General features: G+C 60.1%; 13 protein-coding genes and 1 tRNA gene. 8 read left to right on the forward strand and 6 right to left on the reverse strand.

Annotation, left to right across the window (positions count from 1 at the left end; genetic code table 11):
* Window positions 1-71: 71 nt before the first annotated feature.
* Window positions 72-308 (reverse strand): hypothetical protein, encoded by a 237-nt coding sequence (locus tag DMP17_RS12425; RefSeq protein ID WP_337829390.1) that lies wholly within the window; start codon window positions 306-308, stop codon window positions 72-74.
* A 118-nt stretch (window positions 309-426) separates the two neighbouring features.
* Here DMP17_RS12425 and DMP17_RS46385 point away from each other — a divergent pair, with 118 nt between their 5' ends.
* Window positions 427-636, forward strand: a complete 210-nt coding sequence (locus DMP17_RS46385) for a helix-turn-helix domain-containing protein (protein ID WP_443217859.1) — start codon at window positions 427-429, stop codon at window positions 634-636.
* A 149-nt stretch (window positions 637-785) separates the two neighbouring features.
* On the opposite strand, the gene DMP17_RS12430 is transcribed toward DMP17_RS46385, so the two are convergent.
* Window positions 786-861: transfer RNA gene (locus tag DMP17_RS12430), tRNA-Thr, on the reverse strand.
* A gap of 164 nt (window positions 862-1025) precedes the next feature.
* Here DMP17_RS12430 and DMP17_RS12435 point away from each other — a divergent pair.
* The 3 genes from DMP17_RS12435 (at window position 1026) to DMP17_RS12445 (ending at window position 8477) form a co-directional block, all read left to right on the forward strand.
* On the forward strand, window positions 1026-2507 hold the full coding sequence (locus tag DMP17_RS12435; protein WP_337829391.1) for a PAS domain-containing protein: 1482 nt from the start codon (window positions 1026-1028) through the stop codon (window positions 2505-2507).
* Window positions 2508-2769: 262 nt separating this feature from the next.
* Window positions 2770-7569 carry an NAD-glutamate dehydrogenase gene (locus DMP17_RS12440; protein WP_337829392.1) on the forward strand — a complete coding sequence of 1600 codons (4800 nt, stop codon included), beginning with the start codon at window positions 2770-2772 and terminating at the stop codon, window positions 7567-7569.
* A gap of 35 nt (window positions 7570-7604) precedes the next feature.
* The gene (locus DMP17_RS12445) at window positions 7605-8477 is read left to right on the forward strand and encodes an ATP-grasp domain-containing protein (protein WP_337829393.1); all 873 of its coding nucleotides are present in this window, start codon (window positions 7605-7607) and stop codon (window positions 8475-8477) included.
* Window positions 8478-8575: 98 nt separating this feature from the next.
* Here the strand turns inward: DMP17_RS12445 and DMP17_RS12450 are convergent, their stop codons facing one another.
* On the reverse strand, window positions 8576-9778 hold the full coding sequence (locus DMP17_RS12450; RefSeq protein WP_337829394.1) for a PepSY-associated TM helix domain-containing protein: 1203 nt from the start codon (window positions 9776-9778) through the stop codon (window positions 8576-8578).
* A gap of 247 nt (window positions 9779-10025) precedes the next feature.
* Between DMP17_RS12450 and hemB the strand changes: the two genes are divergently transcribed.
* From hemB to DMP17_RS12470, 4 genes are all read left to right on the forward strand, one after another.
* On the forward strand, window positions 10026-11042 hold the full coding sequence (gene hemB / locus DMP17_RS12455) for a porphobilinogen synthase (protein WP_337829395.1): 1017 nt from the start codon (window positions 10026-10028) through the stop codon (window positions 11040-11042).
* Entirely contained in the window at window positions 11035-11601 is a 567-nt protein-coding gene (locus DMP17_RS12460; protein WP_337829396.1) for a GNAT family N-acetyltransferase, read from the forward strand. Before hemB ends, DMP17_RS12460 begins: the two co-directional genes overlap by 8 nt.
* Before the next feature lie 68 nt (window positions 11602-11669).
* Window positions 11670-13910, forward strand: a complete 2241-nt coding sequence (locus DMP17_RS12465; RefSeq protein ID WP_337829397.1) for a spermidine synthase — start codon at window positions 11670-11672, stop codon at window positions 13908-13910.
* Entirely contained in the window at window positions 13907-14473 is a 567-nt protein-coding gene (locus tag DMP17_RS12470; protein WP_337829398.1) for a gamma carbonic anhydrase family protein, read from the forward strand. Before DMP17_RS12465 ends, DMP17_RS12470 begins: the two co-directional genes overlap by 4 nt.
* A gap of 24 nt (window positions 14474-14497) precedes the next feature.
* On the opposite strand, the gene tadA is transcribed toward DMP17_RS12470, so the two are convergent.
* The 3 genes from tadA to DMP17_RS12485 all read right to left on the reverse strand — a co-directional run bounded on the left by tadA (window position 14498) and on the right by DMP17_RS12485 (window position 17027).
* Entirely contained in the window at window positions 14498-14926 is a 429-nt protein-coding gene (tadA, locus tag DMP17_RS12475) for a tRNA adenosine(34) deaminase TadA (protein ID WP_337829399.1), read from the reverse strand.
* Between the two features lie 65 nt (window positions 14927-14991).
* Complete coding sequence (locus DMP17_RS12480; RefSeq protein WP_337829400.1) at window positions 14992-15630, reverse strand: DedA family protein; 639 nt, start codon at window positions 15628-15630, stop codon at window positions 14992-14994.
* Window positions 15631-15674: 44 nt separating this feature from the next.
* The gene (locus tag DMP17_RS12485; RefSeq protein WP_337829401.1) at window positions 15675-17027 is read right to left on the reverse strand and encodes a Gfo/Idh/MocA family protein; all 1353 of its coding nucleotides are present in this window, start codon (window positions 17025-17027) and stop codon (window positions 15675-15677) included.
* Window positions 17028-17207 lie beyond the last annotated feature (180 nt).

Here is a 17207-nt window from a genome sequence, read left to right on the forward strand (position 1 = left end):
AATTTTCTCCATAAATTGAATTTGGTGCGGACGCAGGCGGTGCCGTGCCCATCATCATATGGGCGTGTGTTTTATGCGCCCGTGGCCGTCACATTTTTGCGGTTATTGGCTTTGTCGTGACTATATTGGGTCTGGAGGCCATTATTGACGGTGCCGGACCGTTCGACCTTCACCACCCGCCCTTTGGCATCATATTTATAGGTGATGGTCTCAGCCGCTTGGACAGGCGAATAGGCCATAAAAGCTGAGGTGAATGCCCCTAAAAGCGCCACAATAGATGGGGTGTCATTTATACCGAAACGAATCATCGGCCGTTCTCCTTGCTCGACTGGAACGTAAGAAGAACATGTAGAATCCTACAAGGCTATAGAGGAAATATCCTATTTTCAAATCCTCTTTAGTTCCTGTCATATATGCAACCGGCGGATGGACTTGGTTCAGTTGCTTGGGAAGAATGTCCGGCGCTACCGGAAAGAAAAGGGCATGACCCAAGAGGAACTTGCTGTGGCTGCCAGTATGGAGCGAAGCTACGTTAGTGACATAGAGCGGGGAACACGCAATCCGTCAGTTGCTGCCTTGGGTCGGTTGGCGGAAGCGTTGAAGATCGACGCGCATTTGTTGCTGGTTATAGTCTAGTCAATGTGGGTTGGACCCACGCTTGACCCACGGACCTCACGGCACCTCAGCAGATTTTGCTATTGAAAACGCTTTCAGCAGGACAGCAAAGCGGCATCAAGCTTTGCGTGCTTTCCTTAGCAAACCCAATATTTCTAAGCTGAAAATGGTGGTGCCGCTTACGTGACTCGAACACGTGACCCCATCATTACGAATGATGTGCTCTACCAACTGAGCTAAAGCGGCCCGGTGCGGGGTGGGAGCAGGGCTCCTTATCCTCACGGAATGGGCGCCGTTAGCAATCCCTGTGCCGATTTGCAAGCGGCAAGCGACGCCGTTCATCGCTTAACTCCGGCTTAACCAGTTTTGACTATTAAGGTCGGCTATATGGGTCCGGCAAGGATGAGCGAATGGACGATTTCAGGGGTATCAGCGGCGGCCAAGACGTCGGGCAAGATGTCGGCCGCGACGTTGGCCAAGACGGGGCACATTCCGTGTCCGCTTTGGTGCGGCGCGGCTTGGCCGGATATGGCGCGGCGACATTGGTGGACGAGCTAGGACGTGACGCGATGGGGCGCGACGCGGTCGAGCCTCACGCGCACGATGCCGCCGCTCCCGATGATGCGGCTATCGAAGCGCCGCCCTTTGTCGGCACCGACGAGCGGCGGATGCAGGTGCGCGCCTATAATTTCTGGGCGCAGATGCTGGGCGACCGCTCCTTGCCGTCGGTCGAGGATCTGGATTTCGACCGGCTGGGCGATTTTGGCGACCATGCGGTGATGCTTGATTTTACCGCAGGGCTGGAAAATCCGGGCATTACCTATCTGGGCACTGCTATCCAGCGCGCGTGCGGGTTGGACGAGCCTATCTCCTATCTGTCGCAAGTGCCGGGGCGGTCCTTATTGTCGCGGCTTACCGATCATTATTTGCAGATTATCGCCAATCAGGCCCCCGTGGGGTTCGAGGCGGAATTTTTGAACGACCAGGGCCTCGCCATTCTCTATCGCGGGATTTTGCTGCCCTTTTCGTCGGACGATGATTCCATCGACTTCATGTTGGGGGTTATCAACTGGAAGGAAGTGGCGGGCGAACCGCTGGCGTCCAGCTTGCGCCGCGAGGTGCAGGAGGCGGTGTTGCACGCGCCCGTAGCCAGTGTCACCGCACCGGCCTGGGCAGACGGGCCGGACAGTCAGGAGCTAGCGGGCTATGATTATACGCCCGTGCTTGCGGACATAGCGCGTGGGGCAGGGGACGATGCGGGCGCGGCCAATGACGGGGCCAACGATACGGCCAGTGAGTCAGACACGCTTGCCGACCATCTGGCCAAGGCGCGACACTATGCGCTTGAAGCGCGCGATGCCGATGCGCGCGGGCGCGGGGCACTCTATCATGCGATTGGCCGCGCTTATGATTTTGCGCTGGCGGCGGAAGATTGCCCGGCGGACTATGCGGCGCTGTTGGCCGATGCCGGATTGAAGGCGCAAAGCCGTGCGCCGATGACGCCGGTCGTCAAGCTGGTGTTCGGCGCGGATTATGACAAGACGCGGCTCACCGAATATGCGACCGTTATCGGCCATGCACGGACAGAGGGCATCGGACGCGGCGCTTTGGCGCGCTATCTTGAAGGCTTTGATGGCGGGCTCAAGGGCGTGGTCAAACAGGCGCGCGCGGCGCGGCGCGGGGCCAAACCCCAAGCATCCGACGCACAGTTCAGCGCAACGCTTGACCGGCTCAAGGATGCGCGCCCGATGGGCTTTGCCGAATTACATGCAGGCGACAATGATTTTGTCCTGCTGGTCGCGCGCAAGGTGAGCGACGATCAGGTCGGCGTCGTGGGCGCGCTCAATGATGCGGCGTTACTCGACAAGGTGCTGCGCAAAATCTGTTCCTGACCGGCGTTAAGCCACAGATATATAGCGGCGAGGCCCGCGCTTGTTCCTTGCACCTCCGCGCGCCTGTCGCGGGTGGAGTGCAAGGGGCGGGCGCGGGCTTCGCGACGGATTTGCTTTTTTCTGTCATTTTGTTGCGCGATTTCAGCGCGAAATAATATTTCACAACGTTGAACAATTATTTTTCCCAAAAGGCTTGAGCCTTTTGTCAGGCAGGCGCATAGCTAAGCGGAATTTTGCTTTCCGGTCGGGCAGGATAGCGTCCTTGTCGTACCGGAACGCGAGCTTCGCCAGAACAGAATGTATCGCCGTAATCTTCGGGGTTGCGGCAAGCGTCGTTATTATTCGTCGGAGGATTGCCTGTCCCATGCCTAGCAAAGCGTCTGAAACCGCAAAGGCCACCAAAAAATCTGCTGTTGCCGCCCCTGCTGCCCTATTGGAGGCGCTCTCGACCGCGCTGACCGATGCTGCGCTGCATGGCGAAGAACATGGCTTTGAAGGAGCCTATCGCACCGAAGCGACCGCCTTTGTGGCCGGCACGATGATGAAGCGCAAAGCGGGCGAGCCGGCGATTGCGCTGGAAACGCTGACCCCCACCAGCGGCCACCGCACGATGCAATTGGCAGTCATCAATGACGATATGCCCTTCCTTGTCGATTCGATTGCGACGACCGTGGCGGCGACCGGCCTTGGCGTGGACCGCATCCTCCACCCCGTGCTGTCGGTGCGCCGCGATAATGCGGGCGAATTGACGCAGATATTGGACGGCCATCCGAGCGGCGAAAAACGCGAATCGGTCATCTATATGGAAATTGACCGCGCGGATGCGAAGCAACGCACCGAACTGGTCGCCGCGATCAAGGCAACGCTTGCCGATGTGCGCGCAGCGGTGCGCGATTGGGGCAAGATGCAGGAAACGATGGCGGCGGATGCGGACCGCATTGCCGATGTCGAAGGCGCGGCGCTGCTGCGCTGGTTCCTCGACCGCAATTTCACCCAGCTTGGCCATGAAAGCCGCGACCGTGGCGGAAAAGTCACCGATGCGTTGGGTATTTGCGCCAATCGCGGGCCGCAACTCTTGGCGGACGCGACGATTGACCGCGCGTTCCAATGGTTCGAACGCGGCGGGCGCACGCCTTTGCTGGTCAAATCGAACCAGATTGCGACGGTCCACCGCCGCGTCCTTATCGACCTTGTGATCGTGCCGGTGCATGGCGATAAGGGGCTGGAGGCGCTCTCCATCCATGCGGGCATGTGGACCAGCTCGGCGCTGTCGGCCCCCCCTGAAAAGGTGCCGGTGCTGCGCGCACAGCTTGCGGGACTTAACGATAAATTCGGTTTCGACCCGTCGGGCCATGCGGGCAAGGCGCTCGTCCATGCGATGACCGCATTGCCGCATGATCTGCTCATCAGCTTTGATGCGGCATCCTTGGAGCGGCTGGCGCTCACCGCAATGTCGCTGTCCGACCGCCCCCGCGCCAAGATTGTGACGGTGCTGGAATCTTTGGGCCGCCATTTGTTCGCATTCGTGTGGCTCCCGCGCGATGATGTGTCGACCGGTCGCCGCTTGGCGATTGCGCAAATGATCGAAGAAGCCGCCCATGCCAATGTGATCGGCTGGACGATTGTGCTGGAAGACGGCGCGCCTGCGCTGCTGCGCTACACGCTCGATATGCGCGATGGCGGCAAGGTGCCGGGCGATGATGCGCTCGACAAGATGCTCCAGGTGATGGTGCGTGGCTGGGTTCCGGAAGTCGAAGCCCGCCTTGCCGAACTGGGCGATGAAGGCCGTGCGGCGGCGCTCGCCATCAAATATGCGAACAGCTTCCCGCCTGCTTACCGCGCGACTTATGGCGCGGCGGAAGCGGCGCAAGATATTGTGCGCTTGCGTGATACGGCGGCCGAAATCAGTGGCGACAAGCCGGTGCATAAGGTGCGCTTCTATCGCGATGGCGATGATAAGGGCGAATTTTTCCGCATGAAAGCCTATGCCATCCGTCAGCCGCTTGCGCTGTCGGATGTTGTGCCCGCGCTCGAAAATTTCGGCTTCCGCGTGATTGAAGAAGTGCCGACCGCGTTGGATGGCGGCGCATCGGGCTATATCCATGACTTCCAGCTTGCGCGCATGGACGGAGAGGAAGCCGAAGAGCTTATCAACCGTGCGGACACGATTGAACAGGCGCTCGCCTGTGTCCTCATGGGCGAATCCGAAAATGACAGCTTCAACCAGTTGATCGTTTCGGCAGGGCTTGATCCCAAATCCATCGTCTGGCTGCGCGCCTGGTTCCGCTATTTGCGTCAGGCGGGGCTTACCTATGGCATGGACACGGTGGTCGCCGCGATGCGCAATGCGCGCACGATTACCGAAGGGCTGATAGGTCTGTTCGTGGCTCTCCACGACCCCAAACAGCATAGCGGCAAGGCCGCCGCCAAGGCGCGCGATGTGATTGATACGGGGCTTGCCCATGTGAAGGGCGTCGATGACGACCGCATCCTGCGCACCACCCGCGCGGTCATCGAAGCTACGCTGCGCACCAACGCTTTTGCCGACAGTGCGAACGAAGCCTTGGCGTTCAAGATTGATTCCTCGCTCGTTCCGGGCCTGCCCAAGCCGCTCCCCTGGCGCGAAATTTGGGTCTATAGCCCGCGCCTTGAAGGCATCCATTTGCGCTCCGGTCCGGTCGCGCGTGGGGGCCTGCGCTGGTCGGACCGCCGCGACGACTTCCGCACCGAAATATTGGGCCTGATGAAAGCCCAGCGCGTCAAAAATGCGGTCATCGTGCCTGCGGGTGCGAAGGGCGGTTTCTATCCCAAACAGCTTCCCAATCCGGCGGTGGACCGCGACGCGTGGTTCAACGAGGGCAAGGAAAGCTACCGCGTATTCATCCGCACGCTTTTGTCGGTGACCGACAATATTGTGAGCGGCAAGGTCGTGCATCCGGCCAATGTCGTGATCCGCGATGAGGAGGACCCCTATTTCGTGGTTGCTGCCGACAAGGGCACCGCGACCTTCTCCGACGTCGCCAACGCGATTGCGCTCGAGCATAATTTCTGGCTCGGCGATGCGTTCGCTTCGGGCGGCTCCAACGGTTATGACCATAAGGCGATGGGCATCACCGCGCGCGGCGCGTGGATTTCGGTCCAGCGCCACTTTGCCGAAATGGGCATCGACGTGCAGAGCGAGCCGACCCGGGTTGTCGGCTGCGGCGATATGTCGGGCGACGTGTTCGGCAACGGGATGCTGCTGTCAAAGGCGATCAAGTTGGTCGCCGCGTTCGACCATCGCCATATCTTTTTCGACCCCGATCCTGCCGACACCGGCAAGAGCTGGACCGAGCGCAAGCGCCTGTTCGACCTGCCGCGCTCAAGCTGGGAAGATTATGACAAAAAGCTGATCTCCAAGGGCGGCGGTGTTTTCTCGCGGGCCGACAAGACGGTCAAGCTCACGCCCGAAATCAAGGCGTTGCTGGGCGTTGAGGAAAGCGAAATGGAACCGGCGGCGATCATTTCCGCAATCCTCAAAGCGGAAGTCGACCTCATCTGGTTCGGCGGTATCGGCACCTATATCAAGGGGCCGGGTCAGGCCAATGTCGATGTCGGCGATCCGGGCAATGACCGCGTGCGCGTCGATGGTATCGACGTGCGTTCCAAGGTCATCGGCGAAGGCGCGAACCTTGGCGTGACGCAAGCCGCGCGCATCGAATATGCGCAAAATGGCGGCCGCATCAACACCGACTTTATCGACAATAGCGCGGGCGTCGATTGTTCGGATAATGAGGTCAATATCAAGATTGCCCTCAATCGCGAGGTGATTGAAAACCGGCTGAAACTCGACGCGCGCAATGTGCTGCTCGAAAAAATGACCGATAATGTGTCGGAGCTTGTCTTGAACGACAACCGCTTGCAGGCATTGGGGCTTTCGATTGCACAGCGTGGCGGGGCGGCGGCTTTGCCATCCTATGTGCGCCTCATCGAAATTTTCGAAGGCAATGGCAAGCTGGACCGCAAGGTTGAAGGCTTGGCGTCGAGCGAGGAATTGCTGCGGCGCGGGCAGGATGAGCGCGGGCTTACCCGTCCGGAACTGGCGGTGCTGCTTTCGACAGCCAAATTGTCGTTGCAGGACTCGATCGAGGATGGCGACCTTGCGACCGATCCGTCGATGGAAGGTGAATTGCTGCGCGCCTTCCCCGTCGCGATGCAGGAAAAATTCCCCGAAGCGATTGCCGACCATCAATTGCGCAAGGAAATCATCGCGACCAAGGTTGCGAACCGCATGATCAACCGCCTTGGCCTCATCCACCCGTTTGAACTGGCGGAAGAGGAAGGGTGTAGCCTGTCCGATATTGCGGTGATGTTCCTCGCCGCCGAACGCCTGTTCGAAATGGACAAAATCTGGGCCGCGCTCGACACCGCGAAGATTGACGAAGGCACCCGCCTTGCGCTGTTCGGGCAGGCCGCGGCGGCGATGGGATCGCAAATGGCGGACCTGTTGCGCATCGTGCCTGCGGGCGCGCTGCCGGGCGAGATTGTCGAACGGCTGAAGCCCGGCGTTGACCGGCTTGCGGGCAATGTCGACAAGCTCCTGTCCGATGTGGGCAAGCGCAATGCCGACCAGATTGCGGCCAAATTGCTCGAAGCGGGCGGCGATGCCAAATTGATCGAGCCGGTCGTGCGTCTGTTCAAGATTGACGGCGTGGTTGGTCTTGCCGACCTTGCCGAACGGGCGGGGATTGACGAAACCAAGGCGACCAAGGCCTTCACCCATTTGGGCGAAGAATTGGGCCTCGATTGGGCGCAAACGGTTGCAACGCGTATGTCGCCGTCCGATCCGTGGGAGCGTTTGCTCGTCAACGGCCTCGCGCGCGATTTCCAGCATATGCGGCTTGAATTCCTGTCGCGCAGCAAGGGCGATATGATGGACTATGTCGATGGCTGGCTTGCCGCCAATGCCGACCGCGTCCAGCAATTCACACGCATTGTGAACCGCGCGCGCCTATCGACGGCGGCCAATGGTGTGATGCTCGCGCAAATTGCAGGGCAGGCGCGGGGATTGCTCGCACGCTGATTATGACGGGTTAAGCGGGGACAAGGGGAGCGTTTATGCCGCGCATTGCGCTCCTTGTCCCCGCGCCCGATTATGCCGAACGCTGGCTACCCCATGCGGCGCAACTGACGGCGCTGATCGAACGCGAAACCGGCGCAGCAGTCACGCTCCATAATTGGCGCGATGACCCCGCAGCTTTGGCCGGATATGATCTGGTCCTGCCGCTTTTCGCGTGGGGCTATCAATATGACCCGGCGCGCTGGTTTGCGCTGCTCGATTGGTTCGACGCGGAAAAGCTGCCGGTCCATAACCCGCCGCGCCTGATGCGGTGGAACAGCGATAAAATCTATTTGCGTGCGTTGGAAGCCGCAGGCGTGCCGACCATCCCGACCTTATGGGTCGAAGCATTGGCGGACGCTGATTTGGCCGCGGCCCGCGCGCATTTCTCGGCGACGCGCCTGCTCGTCAAACCGCCCGTGTCGGCGGGGTCACTCGGCACCTATGTGCTGGGCGAAAGTGAGGTAATCCCTGCCGATGTCGCGGGGCGGCGGATGATGGTCCAGCCGATGCTTGGCGCGGTGCAGAGCGAAGGCGAATTTTCGCTTTTCTATTTTGACGGCCGGTTCAGTCATGCGCTTCTCAAAACGCCCAAGGCCGGGGATTTCCGTGTGCAGGAACAATTTGGCGCGCGCGAAACGCCAGTGGCACCGGAAGCAGGCGCGCAGGCTTTGGCCGAACAGACTTTGGCCGCGCTTGTTTCCATCAATGGCCTTGCAGCAACGCCGCTCTATGCGCGCATCGACATGCTACGCGGGGCCGACGGGGCGTTGCTGCTGCTCGAACTGGAAGTGATTGAGCCGTCCTTGTTCTTGAACTGCGCGGCGGATGGCGGCGCGGCCTTCGCCAAAGCGGTGGCCGCACGGCTTTAACCCTACTGTTCCCCCGCGCAGGCGGGGGTCTAGGGTAGCGTAGCTTGATCTCGCTCTGGTCCCCGCCTGCGCGCCGACACGGTGTGGGACTTCGCCCTTTACCCCGCCGCGCGAGCGCGTTGGCGTTGCTTCAACTGCCCGCGCCATTTGCGCGCGCGCCACCACATGATGAGGCCTGTGATCGAAAGGATTGCGGGGAGCAGGCCGCCCAGAAAGATGATGAACTGCCACACAAAGCCGGTGTCGGTGCCGTCATGGATCTGGCGCATCAGCCGCATGACGGGACCGCGCGCGGGCGGTTCTTCTGCCTTGAGCGATGCCGCGCCCCCGACGTCCGCAACCTTGATGGTGCGCGGGGGATTATCGCTATTGGGCTTGCCTTCGGTCTTGAATTCCCAGTCCGCCGCTTTTTCGGTGGGCCAACTCATCGAGACAAAGGGTTTGGTCTCCATCGCCTTGGCCGCCGCGAGCGCCTTGTCTGCGTCCAGCGCGGGTTGTGCGAGCGGTTGCGGCGCGGGCGGGCGTCCGCCGCCCTTGCCTTCGCCCTTACCTTCGCCCTTGCCCTTCGCTTTATCCTTAGCCTTAGCTTCGCCTTTTTCCTTGCCCTCGCTCTTTGCGGCGGCAGGCTTGCTGTCCAGCTCGGAAAAGACTTTGGGGAAGCTGATCCACACGCCGGTGAGCGACAATATGAACAGCGGGATGGCAATCCAGAAACCGAATAAATGGTGGAGGTTGGTGTCGAAATTATTGTGCCGCCGCCAGCGAAGCCCTCGCACCCAACTGCCCACGGTCGGCCACCATAGCCAGATGCCGCTAATGCACGAAATCACCATCGCAACGCCAACCCAGCCGACAATCGGGCGGCCCCATTCGGGGATGTAGAGCGAGCCATGCAACACGTGCATGACACGCACCGCGCCTTCATTGCTGCGCGCTTTGTCGAGGACATGGCCATCGACCGGATCGAGCCAGAGCGTTGTACGCACCGGACGGCGCTCGCCGGGTACGGGCGGGTTTGCCAGCACCAGCCGGACGCTGCCCTTACCTTCTTCGGGATAGATAAGCTGCGCAACCCGCTGGTCCGCGCCAATCGCGCCCTGCGCCGCCGCGACATAGGCTGTCGGGCTTAGCGCGGGGGCCTCGGTGGACGCATAGCGCACCGGATTGAGCGCCTCGTCCAGCGCATCATGCCACACCAAGGCTGCACCGGTCACGCAAATCGGAATGATCGCAATGGCAAGGATCAGGCCGATCCATTTATGAAACTGGAACCAGATATTGCGCAGAGCGATCTTGCTCATCGTGGAAATGCCCCTTTTAGGCCGGTTGTCAGGCGGGCTTTGCCGTTGCCATGCCTGCTATTGCAAGTCAATCGCATAATTTTCGGGGATATAGAGGATATGAAGAAGCAATAAAGCATAGGGAGATGATGACCGGATATGACCATCACAACCAAGCCGATAACCGGGGGTCATATCCCGAATGTGCTACGAAAAATGCGGCCCACCCTTTTCCTTTGTCGCACGGGCGGCTAAACCCCCGGCCATCATGACCAAGCCGACGCTGACCGCTTCCCCCTCCTATCCCGCTTCCCGCCTGCGTCGAACCCGCACGACCGGCTGGAGTCGCGCGATGGTGCGGGAAAATATTCTGACTCCTGCCGACCTCATCTGGCCCTTGTTCATCACCGAAGGGAAGGGCGTCGAAGAGCCGGTTGCCTCGCTACCGGGCGTGTCGCGCTGGTCGGTCGACAATATTGTCAAGCGCGCGCAGGAGGCACGCGATGCGGGGATACCGTGCGTGGCTTTATTCCCCAATACGCCTACGGATAAGCGCAGCGAAAATGGTGCGGAAGCCTCCAACCCCGACAATCTGATGTGCCGCGCGATCCGCGCGATCAAGGATGCGTGCGGTAATGACATCGGTATTTTGACCGATGTCGCGCTCGACCCTTATACCAGCCACGGACAGGATGGCCTGATTGACGCCGACGGCTATGTGCTGAACGACGAAACCGTCGCGGCCTTGGTTGACCAGGCGGTGACACAAGCCGAAGCGGGCGCGGACATTATCGCGCCGTCCGACATGATGGATGGCCGCATCGGCACGATCCGCCGCGCGCTCGAAATGGGCGAACATCATAATGTCCAGATCATGGCCTATGCCGCCAAATATGCGAGCGCCTTTTACGGGCCCTTCCGCGATGCGGTCGGCTCGCGCGGTCTCCTCAAAGGCGACAAGAAAAGCTACCAGATGGACCCGGCCAATAGCGACGAAGCGTTGCGCGAAGTGGCGATGGACATAGCCGAAGGCGCGGACAGCGTGATGGTGAAGCCCGGCCTCCCCTATCTCGACATTATCCGCCGCGTGAAAGACAATTTCGCGGTGCCGGTGTTCGCCTATCAGGTGTCGGGAGAATATGCGATGATCGAAGCGGCGGTGGCTGCGGGTGCGGCGGACCGTGACGCGATGGTGCTGGAAACGCTGACCAGCTTCAAGCGCGCGGGCTGTTCGGGTGTGCTTACCTATCATGCGCTCCACGCCGCGCGTTTGCTGAATGGCTGACACGCTGTTTGAAACCGCACGGTTGCGGCTGCGCAACTGGGACGAGGCCGACTTTCGCCCCTTCATGGAGCGGGTCAATACGCCCGGCGTGATGCGCTGGCTCGGCGGAGTTCAGGACGAAGCGGCGTTCCGCGACGCCTATGAACGCCTCCAAGGCGTCCAGCGCGATTATGGGCACACTTTCTGGATTGTCGAGCGGCGCGAGGATAGCGAGATGCTCGGCTTTTGCGGGCTGAAACGCACCAATGCACCAGAAAGCAGCTTTGTCGGGGATTTCGAGATAGGCTGGCGCTTTGCCGAATCCGCGCAAGGCCAAGGCTATGCGCGCGAAGCCGCCGAACGCGTGTTGCAAGCCGCGTTTGAAACTTATGATGCGCCCCATGTGGTCGCGCTCACCGTCATCCAGAATGAACCGTCTTGGCGGCTGATGGAAAAGCTGGACATGGAGCGGCGGCCCGACCTTGATTTTGTCGATGCGCGCTGGGGACCGGATATTTGCAACACTATTGTATATGCCATCACCCGCGAAGCATGGACAAAAAGGGGAAGGGCGCGTTAACCATGTGCAAACGCATAGGGCGCTATCGTCGCTAACCTGCCATATAGCCTGAGAGAATAGGGACTATTTTGACCGAGACTTTGATCGCTACAAAATCGCGGCGCTGGCTGTTTGTGCTGACTATCCTCACCGGCAGTTTCCTTCTTTTCCTTATCCAACCGATGGTCGCGCGCATGGCGATGCCGCGGCTTGGCGGTGCGCCTGCGGTGTGGAACAGCGCGCAACTTGTCTATCAAGCATTGCTGCTCGGCGGCTATGCCTATGCGCATTTCATCTCGCGCCAATCGCCCAAGCGACAAACGATGATCCATATCGGGCTGTTTGTGGTTGCGGCCTTATGGTTGCCGGTGGGGCTCATCGCGGCCAATCCGCCTGCCAATGCCAGCGTCGTGCTGTTTGTGCCCTGGCTGCTTGCCGCTTCTATCGGCCCGCTGTTTCTCGCGGTTGCTGCCCAAGCGCCGTTGATGCAACGCTGGTTTCATATCCATGCGCCGCACGCCGACCCTTATCCGCTTTATGCTGCGTCCAATGTCGGCAGTTTTGCAGGGCTGCTCGCTTATCCGCTGCTGGTTGAACCGATGCTCGGCAATAGCGCGCAAAGCTGGTTGTGGACCGGCATTTATGCGCTGTTGCTGCTGTTGATGGGGACATGCGCTTTCACCATTTACCGCGATAGCGCGGCTACTGCGGACGCTGAAGATGCGGCGAAAGCCGAAGCGGTGGACGAAGCGCCGCCCAGCCTTTCCCGCAAGCTGCGCTGGATTGCGCTGGCAGCGGTGCCTTCGGGGTTGATGCTATCGACGACCACGCACCTCACCACCGATATGATGTCGATCCCCTTATTGTGGGTGATACCGCTCGGCCTTTATCTGCTGAGTTTTTCGGTCGCCTTTGCCGCGCGGCGCGGGCTGGCGGACCTTATCCTGTTCCTCAGCCCCTTTGTGATTTTAACGCTTGGCGGAACCGCGCTGCTTTCTGCCAGCCGTAGCCCTGTATTAATGATGGCGGGGAGCCTTGTGCTGCTGTTCGTCGTCGCGGTCGCCTTGCATAGTCTCATGTATCGCGACCGGCCCAGCCCGCGCTATCTCACCCAATTTTATCTGCTCATGTCGGTAGGCGGGGTGATTGGCGGCATTTTCTGTGCGCTGGTCGCACCGATTGTATTTGATTGGGTTTATGAACATCCGATCCTGATTTTGGCCGCCGCCCTTCTGATTCCGCAGACCAGCCTGTTTCCGTTCAAGCGCGCGGGCGGCATTGGCCGTTTGCCGCAAATGCTTATCGCGGTGCTGATTTTTCTGGGCGCGCTTTATTATCTCTATCATAATAATTCGCCCGTTGATGAAAAGCTGCCTTATTTCATCGTGCCGATGTTGCTGGTAGGGATATGGATGGTCGGCAATCGCCCGGCCTTCATGGTGATGCTGCTTGCGATCATGGGGGTGGCCGACGGATGGGACAAAGCCCAGCCGCGCTTGGAGGCAGACCGCACGCGCAGCTATTTCGGCGTCTATAATGTCTATCCCGACCATTATGAAAATCTGCAAAAGCTGGTGAACGGCACGACCTTGCACGGGCTCCAGCATCTGGATCCGGCCAAGTCCAAAGAGCCGACCAGCTATTATGGCCACGGGTCGGGCGTCGGCATTGTGCTGGACCGTGCAGGCGCGCTCTATCCCAAGGGTGCGCGTGTCGGGATTGTCGGCTTGGGCGCAGGGACGCTAGCTTGCTATGCCAAGCCCGGCCAGCAATGGCATTTTTACGAAATTGATCCGGTCATGGTGGACATCGCCAAAAAGCCGGAAAAGTTCTCCTTCCTGTCGCAATGCACGCCCGATGCCGCAATCCATGTCGGCGATGCGCGGCTGACCTTGGCCGACCAACCGGCGCAATCGCTCGATATATTGGTGATTGACGCTTTTTCGTCCGATGCGATTCCGATGCACTTGCTGACGCGCGAAGCCTTTGCGGTGTATCAGCGCGTGCTGGCCCCGGATGGCGTGTTGGTTGTCCATATTTCGAACCGCTATTTTGATCTGGAACCGGTGCTGGCCGCCGAAGCGCAGAAGCGTGGCTGGTTCGCTTTGGGGCGGTGGGATTATCCCGATACGGAAGATGACGCACTCACCGCCTCCACATGGGTTGCCATGACGCGCGAGGCGCAAAAGCTCGCCGATGCGACCAATCCGAGCCAAGACAGCGCCGCCGAATGGGAAGAGCTTACCCCGCGCACCGGTTTTTCGGGTTGGACGGACAATTATGGTTCGGTCTTGCCGCTCGTAAAATTTTGGGACAAGGAGGAAGAATGAGCCATTCTTCCTTTCCGAACGTCACTATAGTTTCGCTGCACGGCAAAACGCCGCAAATCCATGACAGCGCCTTTATCGCGCCGGGGTGCCGGATTATCGGTGATGTCACCATCGGTCCCGATGTGAGCATCTGGTATAATTGTGTGCTGCGCGCGGACGTCAACCGCATTGTCGTGGGCGCGCGGTCCAATATACAGGATGGCAGCGTGGTCCATTGCGACAGCGCAATGCCCGGCGCGCCGGACGGCTATCCCACCATCATCGGCGAAGATGTGCTTGTAGGACATATGGCCGTGATCCACGGCTGCGTCCTTGAAGATCGCGCCTTTGTCGGCATGAGTTCGACCGTGATGAACGGCGCGCGCATCGAAACCGACGGCATGTTGGCCGCTGGCGCCATGTTGACGCCGGGCAAGCAGCTTGCCGGCCGCCAACTTTGGTCGGGCGTACCTGCGCGCTATGTGCGTGACCTTACGGACGAGGCGCTCGCTGAAATGCGGTTGGGCGTTGCCCATTATGTCGAAAATGGCCGCGCCCACAAACGCGCGCTCGCGGGCGCATAAGGCAGACTGATAAAGCGATTAGGCCTAACGCCGCGCGGCGAAAAAGGCGCGGAGCATCGCGCCCGCTTCATCGGCGGCCAGCCCTTCAAAGATTTCGGGGCGATGATGGCAGGTCGGGTGCGAAAAGACCCGCGCGCCATGCGCTACGCCGCCGCCTTTGGGATCGTCCGCGCCATAATAGAGCCGCGCTATCCGGGCATGGGCAATCGCGCCCGCGCACATCGGACACGGCTCCAGCGTGACCCACAGGTCACAATCCGTCAGCCGGTCATTGCCGAGCGCGCGCGCGGCCTCGCGTATCGCGACAATTTCGGCATGGGCGGTCGGGTCATTGTCGCGGCGTGTGCGGTTATTGCCCTCGCCGATGATGCGCCCGTTGCGCACCACCACCGCGCCAATCGGCACCTCGCCCGCCTCTTCCGCCGCCCGCGCCAGCTCAAGCGCGCGCTGCATGGGCGAAGACGGGGGGAAAGCATCGTGCATCCGCTCTGCCTAGCCGAGCGGCGGCCCCCAAGCAATCACGCCGCTTTCCAAGTGATGACGCGGTAGAGATAAAGCCCCGCAATCAGCAGCAAAATGCCGGTCGATACCGGATTGAGCCATGCTTCGACGCGGTCATAATGCGGCCCTAGAAGATAGCCCGCGACCGTCAAGGCGCTGCACCACAGCAGCGACCCCAATGTCGTCCAGCCCAAAAAGGGCAGGAACGGCATTTTGCCAAAGCCTGCGGGCACCGAAATCAAGGTGCGGATGCCCGGAACCATACGGCCGATAAAAACGGCGCTTTTGCCGTGGCGGCGGAACCAGTCTTCGCTTTTGTCGAAGTCATGCGGATGGAGCGCGAGCCAGCGGCCATGCTTGCCCGCCCATCTTTTGAGCCGCTCTTTGCCGACCCGCCGCGCCACTTCATACCATAGCAATGCGCCCGCGACCGACCCTAATGTGCCGGACAGGATGACGACCGGCAGGCTCAAAAAGCCCCGGTCCGCGACAAACCCTGCCAGCGGCATGATGAGTTCGGACGGGATGGGCGGGAACAGATTTTCAAGGAACATCAGAAACGCAATGCCCGCATAGCCGAAATTGCTGATCTGTGCCGTAATCCAGTCGAACATTCCGCTTCCTTCACGCGCGCGCTTTATGCGCTCCTCGCGCAAAAGAACGCGCCGTTCACCGGCAATGTTCCCGCCTTTTTACGCCATTAACGGTCGTCCAGCGCGAATATCGGCTTGCGGTCCTTCCATTTCCCTTGGGTGAAATCGGGGAAGTCGATGGTCCGGTTATTCGCGGCAATAGATTGCTCGCTAAGCGGCGTGATCGCGCTCCACGCCACCGCATCATAAATGTCGATCGGCATATCCGATCCCGATTTTAAGGCCTCCAAAAAGGCGCGGATGACAAAAAAGTCCATGCCGCCATGTCCTGCGCCCGCCGCTTCCGCCGCATATTTCTGCCACAACGGATGGTCATATTTGTCGAACCAGGTTTGCGCATCGTCCCATTTATGCGGTTCGGAGCTTTGCCCTTCAATATAGACGGACTTGTTAAGGTCCATCCACAGTCCTTTGGTGCCCTGCACCCGGAAGCCCAGCGAATAAGGACGCGGCAATGATGTGTCGTGGGTCAGCAAAATAGTCTCGCCATTTTCGCACGCGATATGCGTTTGCACGACATCGCCAAGCGAGAATTTGACCGCCGCATTGGGATGGTTTGCCCCGCCCTTGGCGACGACATAATCATGGAGGCCGCGTGCTTTGCTCGCATAGCTGGTGAGCCGCGTGAAACGGTTGCCACGATGGATATTCGCCTGCATCGCACACGGGCCGATGCCGTGGCTTGGATAAAGCTCGCCATTGCGTTTGACGCTATGGTCGGTGCGCCAGCGCGCTTCCGACCAGCCTTTCGGCCCGAACTCGACCCCGCCGCCATAAGGCTTGCCCGGAATTCCGGCGTTGAATTTCACCTCGCGCAAATCATGCTGGTAGCCGCCTTCAAGGTGGACAATCTCGCCGAACAGGCCTTGCCGCGTCATATTGAGCGCGGCCATCACATCGCGGCGGTAACAAACATTTTCGAGTAGCATATAAGGCGTGCCGCTTGCCTGATGCGCGCGTAAAACATCCCAATGATCGTCCAGCGTGACGCCCGCGACCACTTCGCAGCCGACCGGGATTTTGGCCTGCATCGCGCCGATTGCCATTGGCGCGTGCCACTCCCACGGCGTTGCGATGATGACGCCATCCAGCCCGCCCTTGGCTAGCATATCGCGCCAGGCTTCGGTACTGCCGGTATAGACTTTGGGGGCTTTGCGACCCGCTTCCTGTGCTTGCCGCAAGGTGCGGTCGATGACGAACTGGTCAATATCGCAAATGGCAGTGAGGTCGACATCGGGGCGGCGCAGCACTTCGCGCAGCAAAACCTTGCCGCGCTCGCCGGTCCCGATAATGCCGATGCGCAAGCGGCTGAGCGGGCGGCGGGCGGCTATAAGCGGCGCGGGCATCGCGATGATGGCGGCGCCTGCCAGACCGGCTTTCAGAATATCCCTGCGAATCATCGGCACTCTCCTCTTGTCTGATGCAAGGGTCATGACACAGGAAAGCACTGGCCCGCAGAAAATTTATACGCTAGAAGGGCGCAACAGGCCGAAAATATTGGCGTGTAAAGGCCCCGCAGGCCTTGACGAATCCCGGCTCACACTATAGGGGCACGGGCTTTCCGGGACAATCCGAACAGA

The organism is Pseudonocardia sp. TMWB2A (assembly GCF_017312135.1).

What these genes read in the sequence shown, in the direction of transcription:
- DMP17_RS12425 (WP_337829390.1), bottom strand. Translation starts at nt 308, where the DNA reads ATGATTCGTTTCGGTATAAATGACACCCCATCTATTGTGGCGCTTTTA.
- DMP17_RS46385 (WP_443217859.1), top strand. Translation starts at nt 427, where the DNA reads ATGGACTTGGTTCAGTTGCTTGGGAAGAATGTCCGGCGCTACCGGAAA.
- DMP17_RS12435 (WP_337829391.1), top strand. Translation starts at nt 1,026, where the DNA reads ATGGACGATTTCAGGGGTATCAGCGGCGGCCAAGACGTCGGGCAAGAT.
- DMP17_RS12445 (WP_337829393.1), top strand. Translation starts at nt 7,605, where the DNA reads ATGCCGCGCATTGCGCTCCTTGTCCCCGCGCCCGATTATGCCGAACGC.
- DMP17_RS12450 (WP_337829394.1), bottom strand. Translation starts at nt 9,778, where the DNA reads ATGAGCAAGATCGCTCTGCGCAATATCTGGTTCCAGTTTCATAAATGG.
- hemB (WP_337829395.1), top strand. Translation starts at nt 10,026, where the DNA reads ATGACCAAGCCGACGCTGACCGCTTCCCCCTCCTATCCCGCTTCCCGC.
- DMP17_RS12460 (WP_337829396.1), top strand. Translation starts at nt 11,035, where the DNA reads ATGGCTGACACGCTGTTTGAAACCGCACGGTTGCGGCTGCGCAACTGG.
- DMP17_RS12470 (WP_337829398.1), top strand. Translation starts at nt 13,907, where the DNA reads ATGAGCCATTCTTCCTTTCCGAACGTCACTATAGTTTCGCTGCACGGC.
- tadA (WP_337829399.1), bottom strand. Translation starts at nt 14,926, where the DNA reads ATGCAGCGCGCGCTTGAGCTGGCGCGGGCGGCGGAAGAGGCGGGCGAG.
- DMP17_RS12485 (WP_337829401.1), bottom strand. Translation starts at nt 17,027, where the DNA reads ATGATTCGCAGGGATATTCTGAAAGCCGGTCTGGCAGGCGCCGCCATC.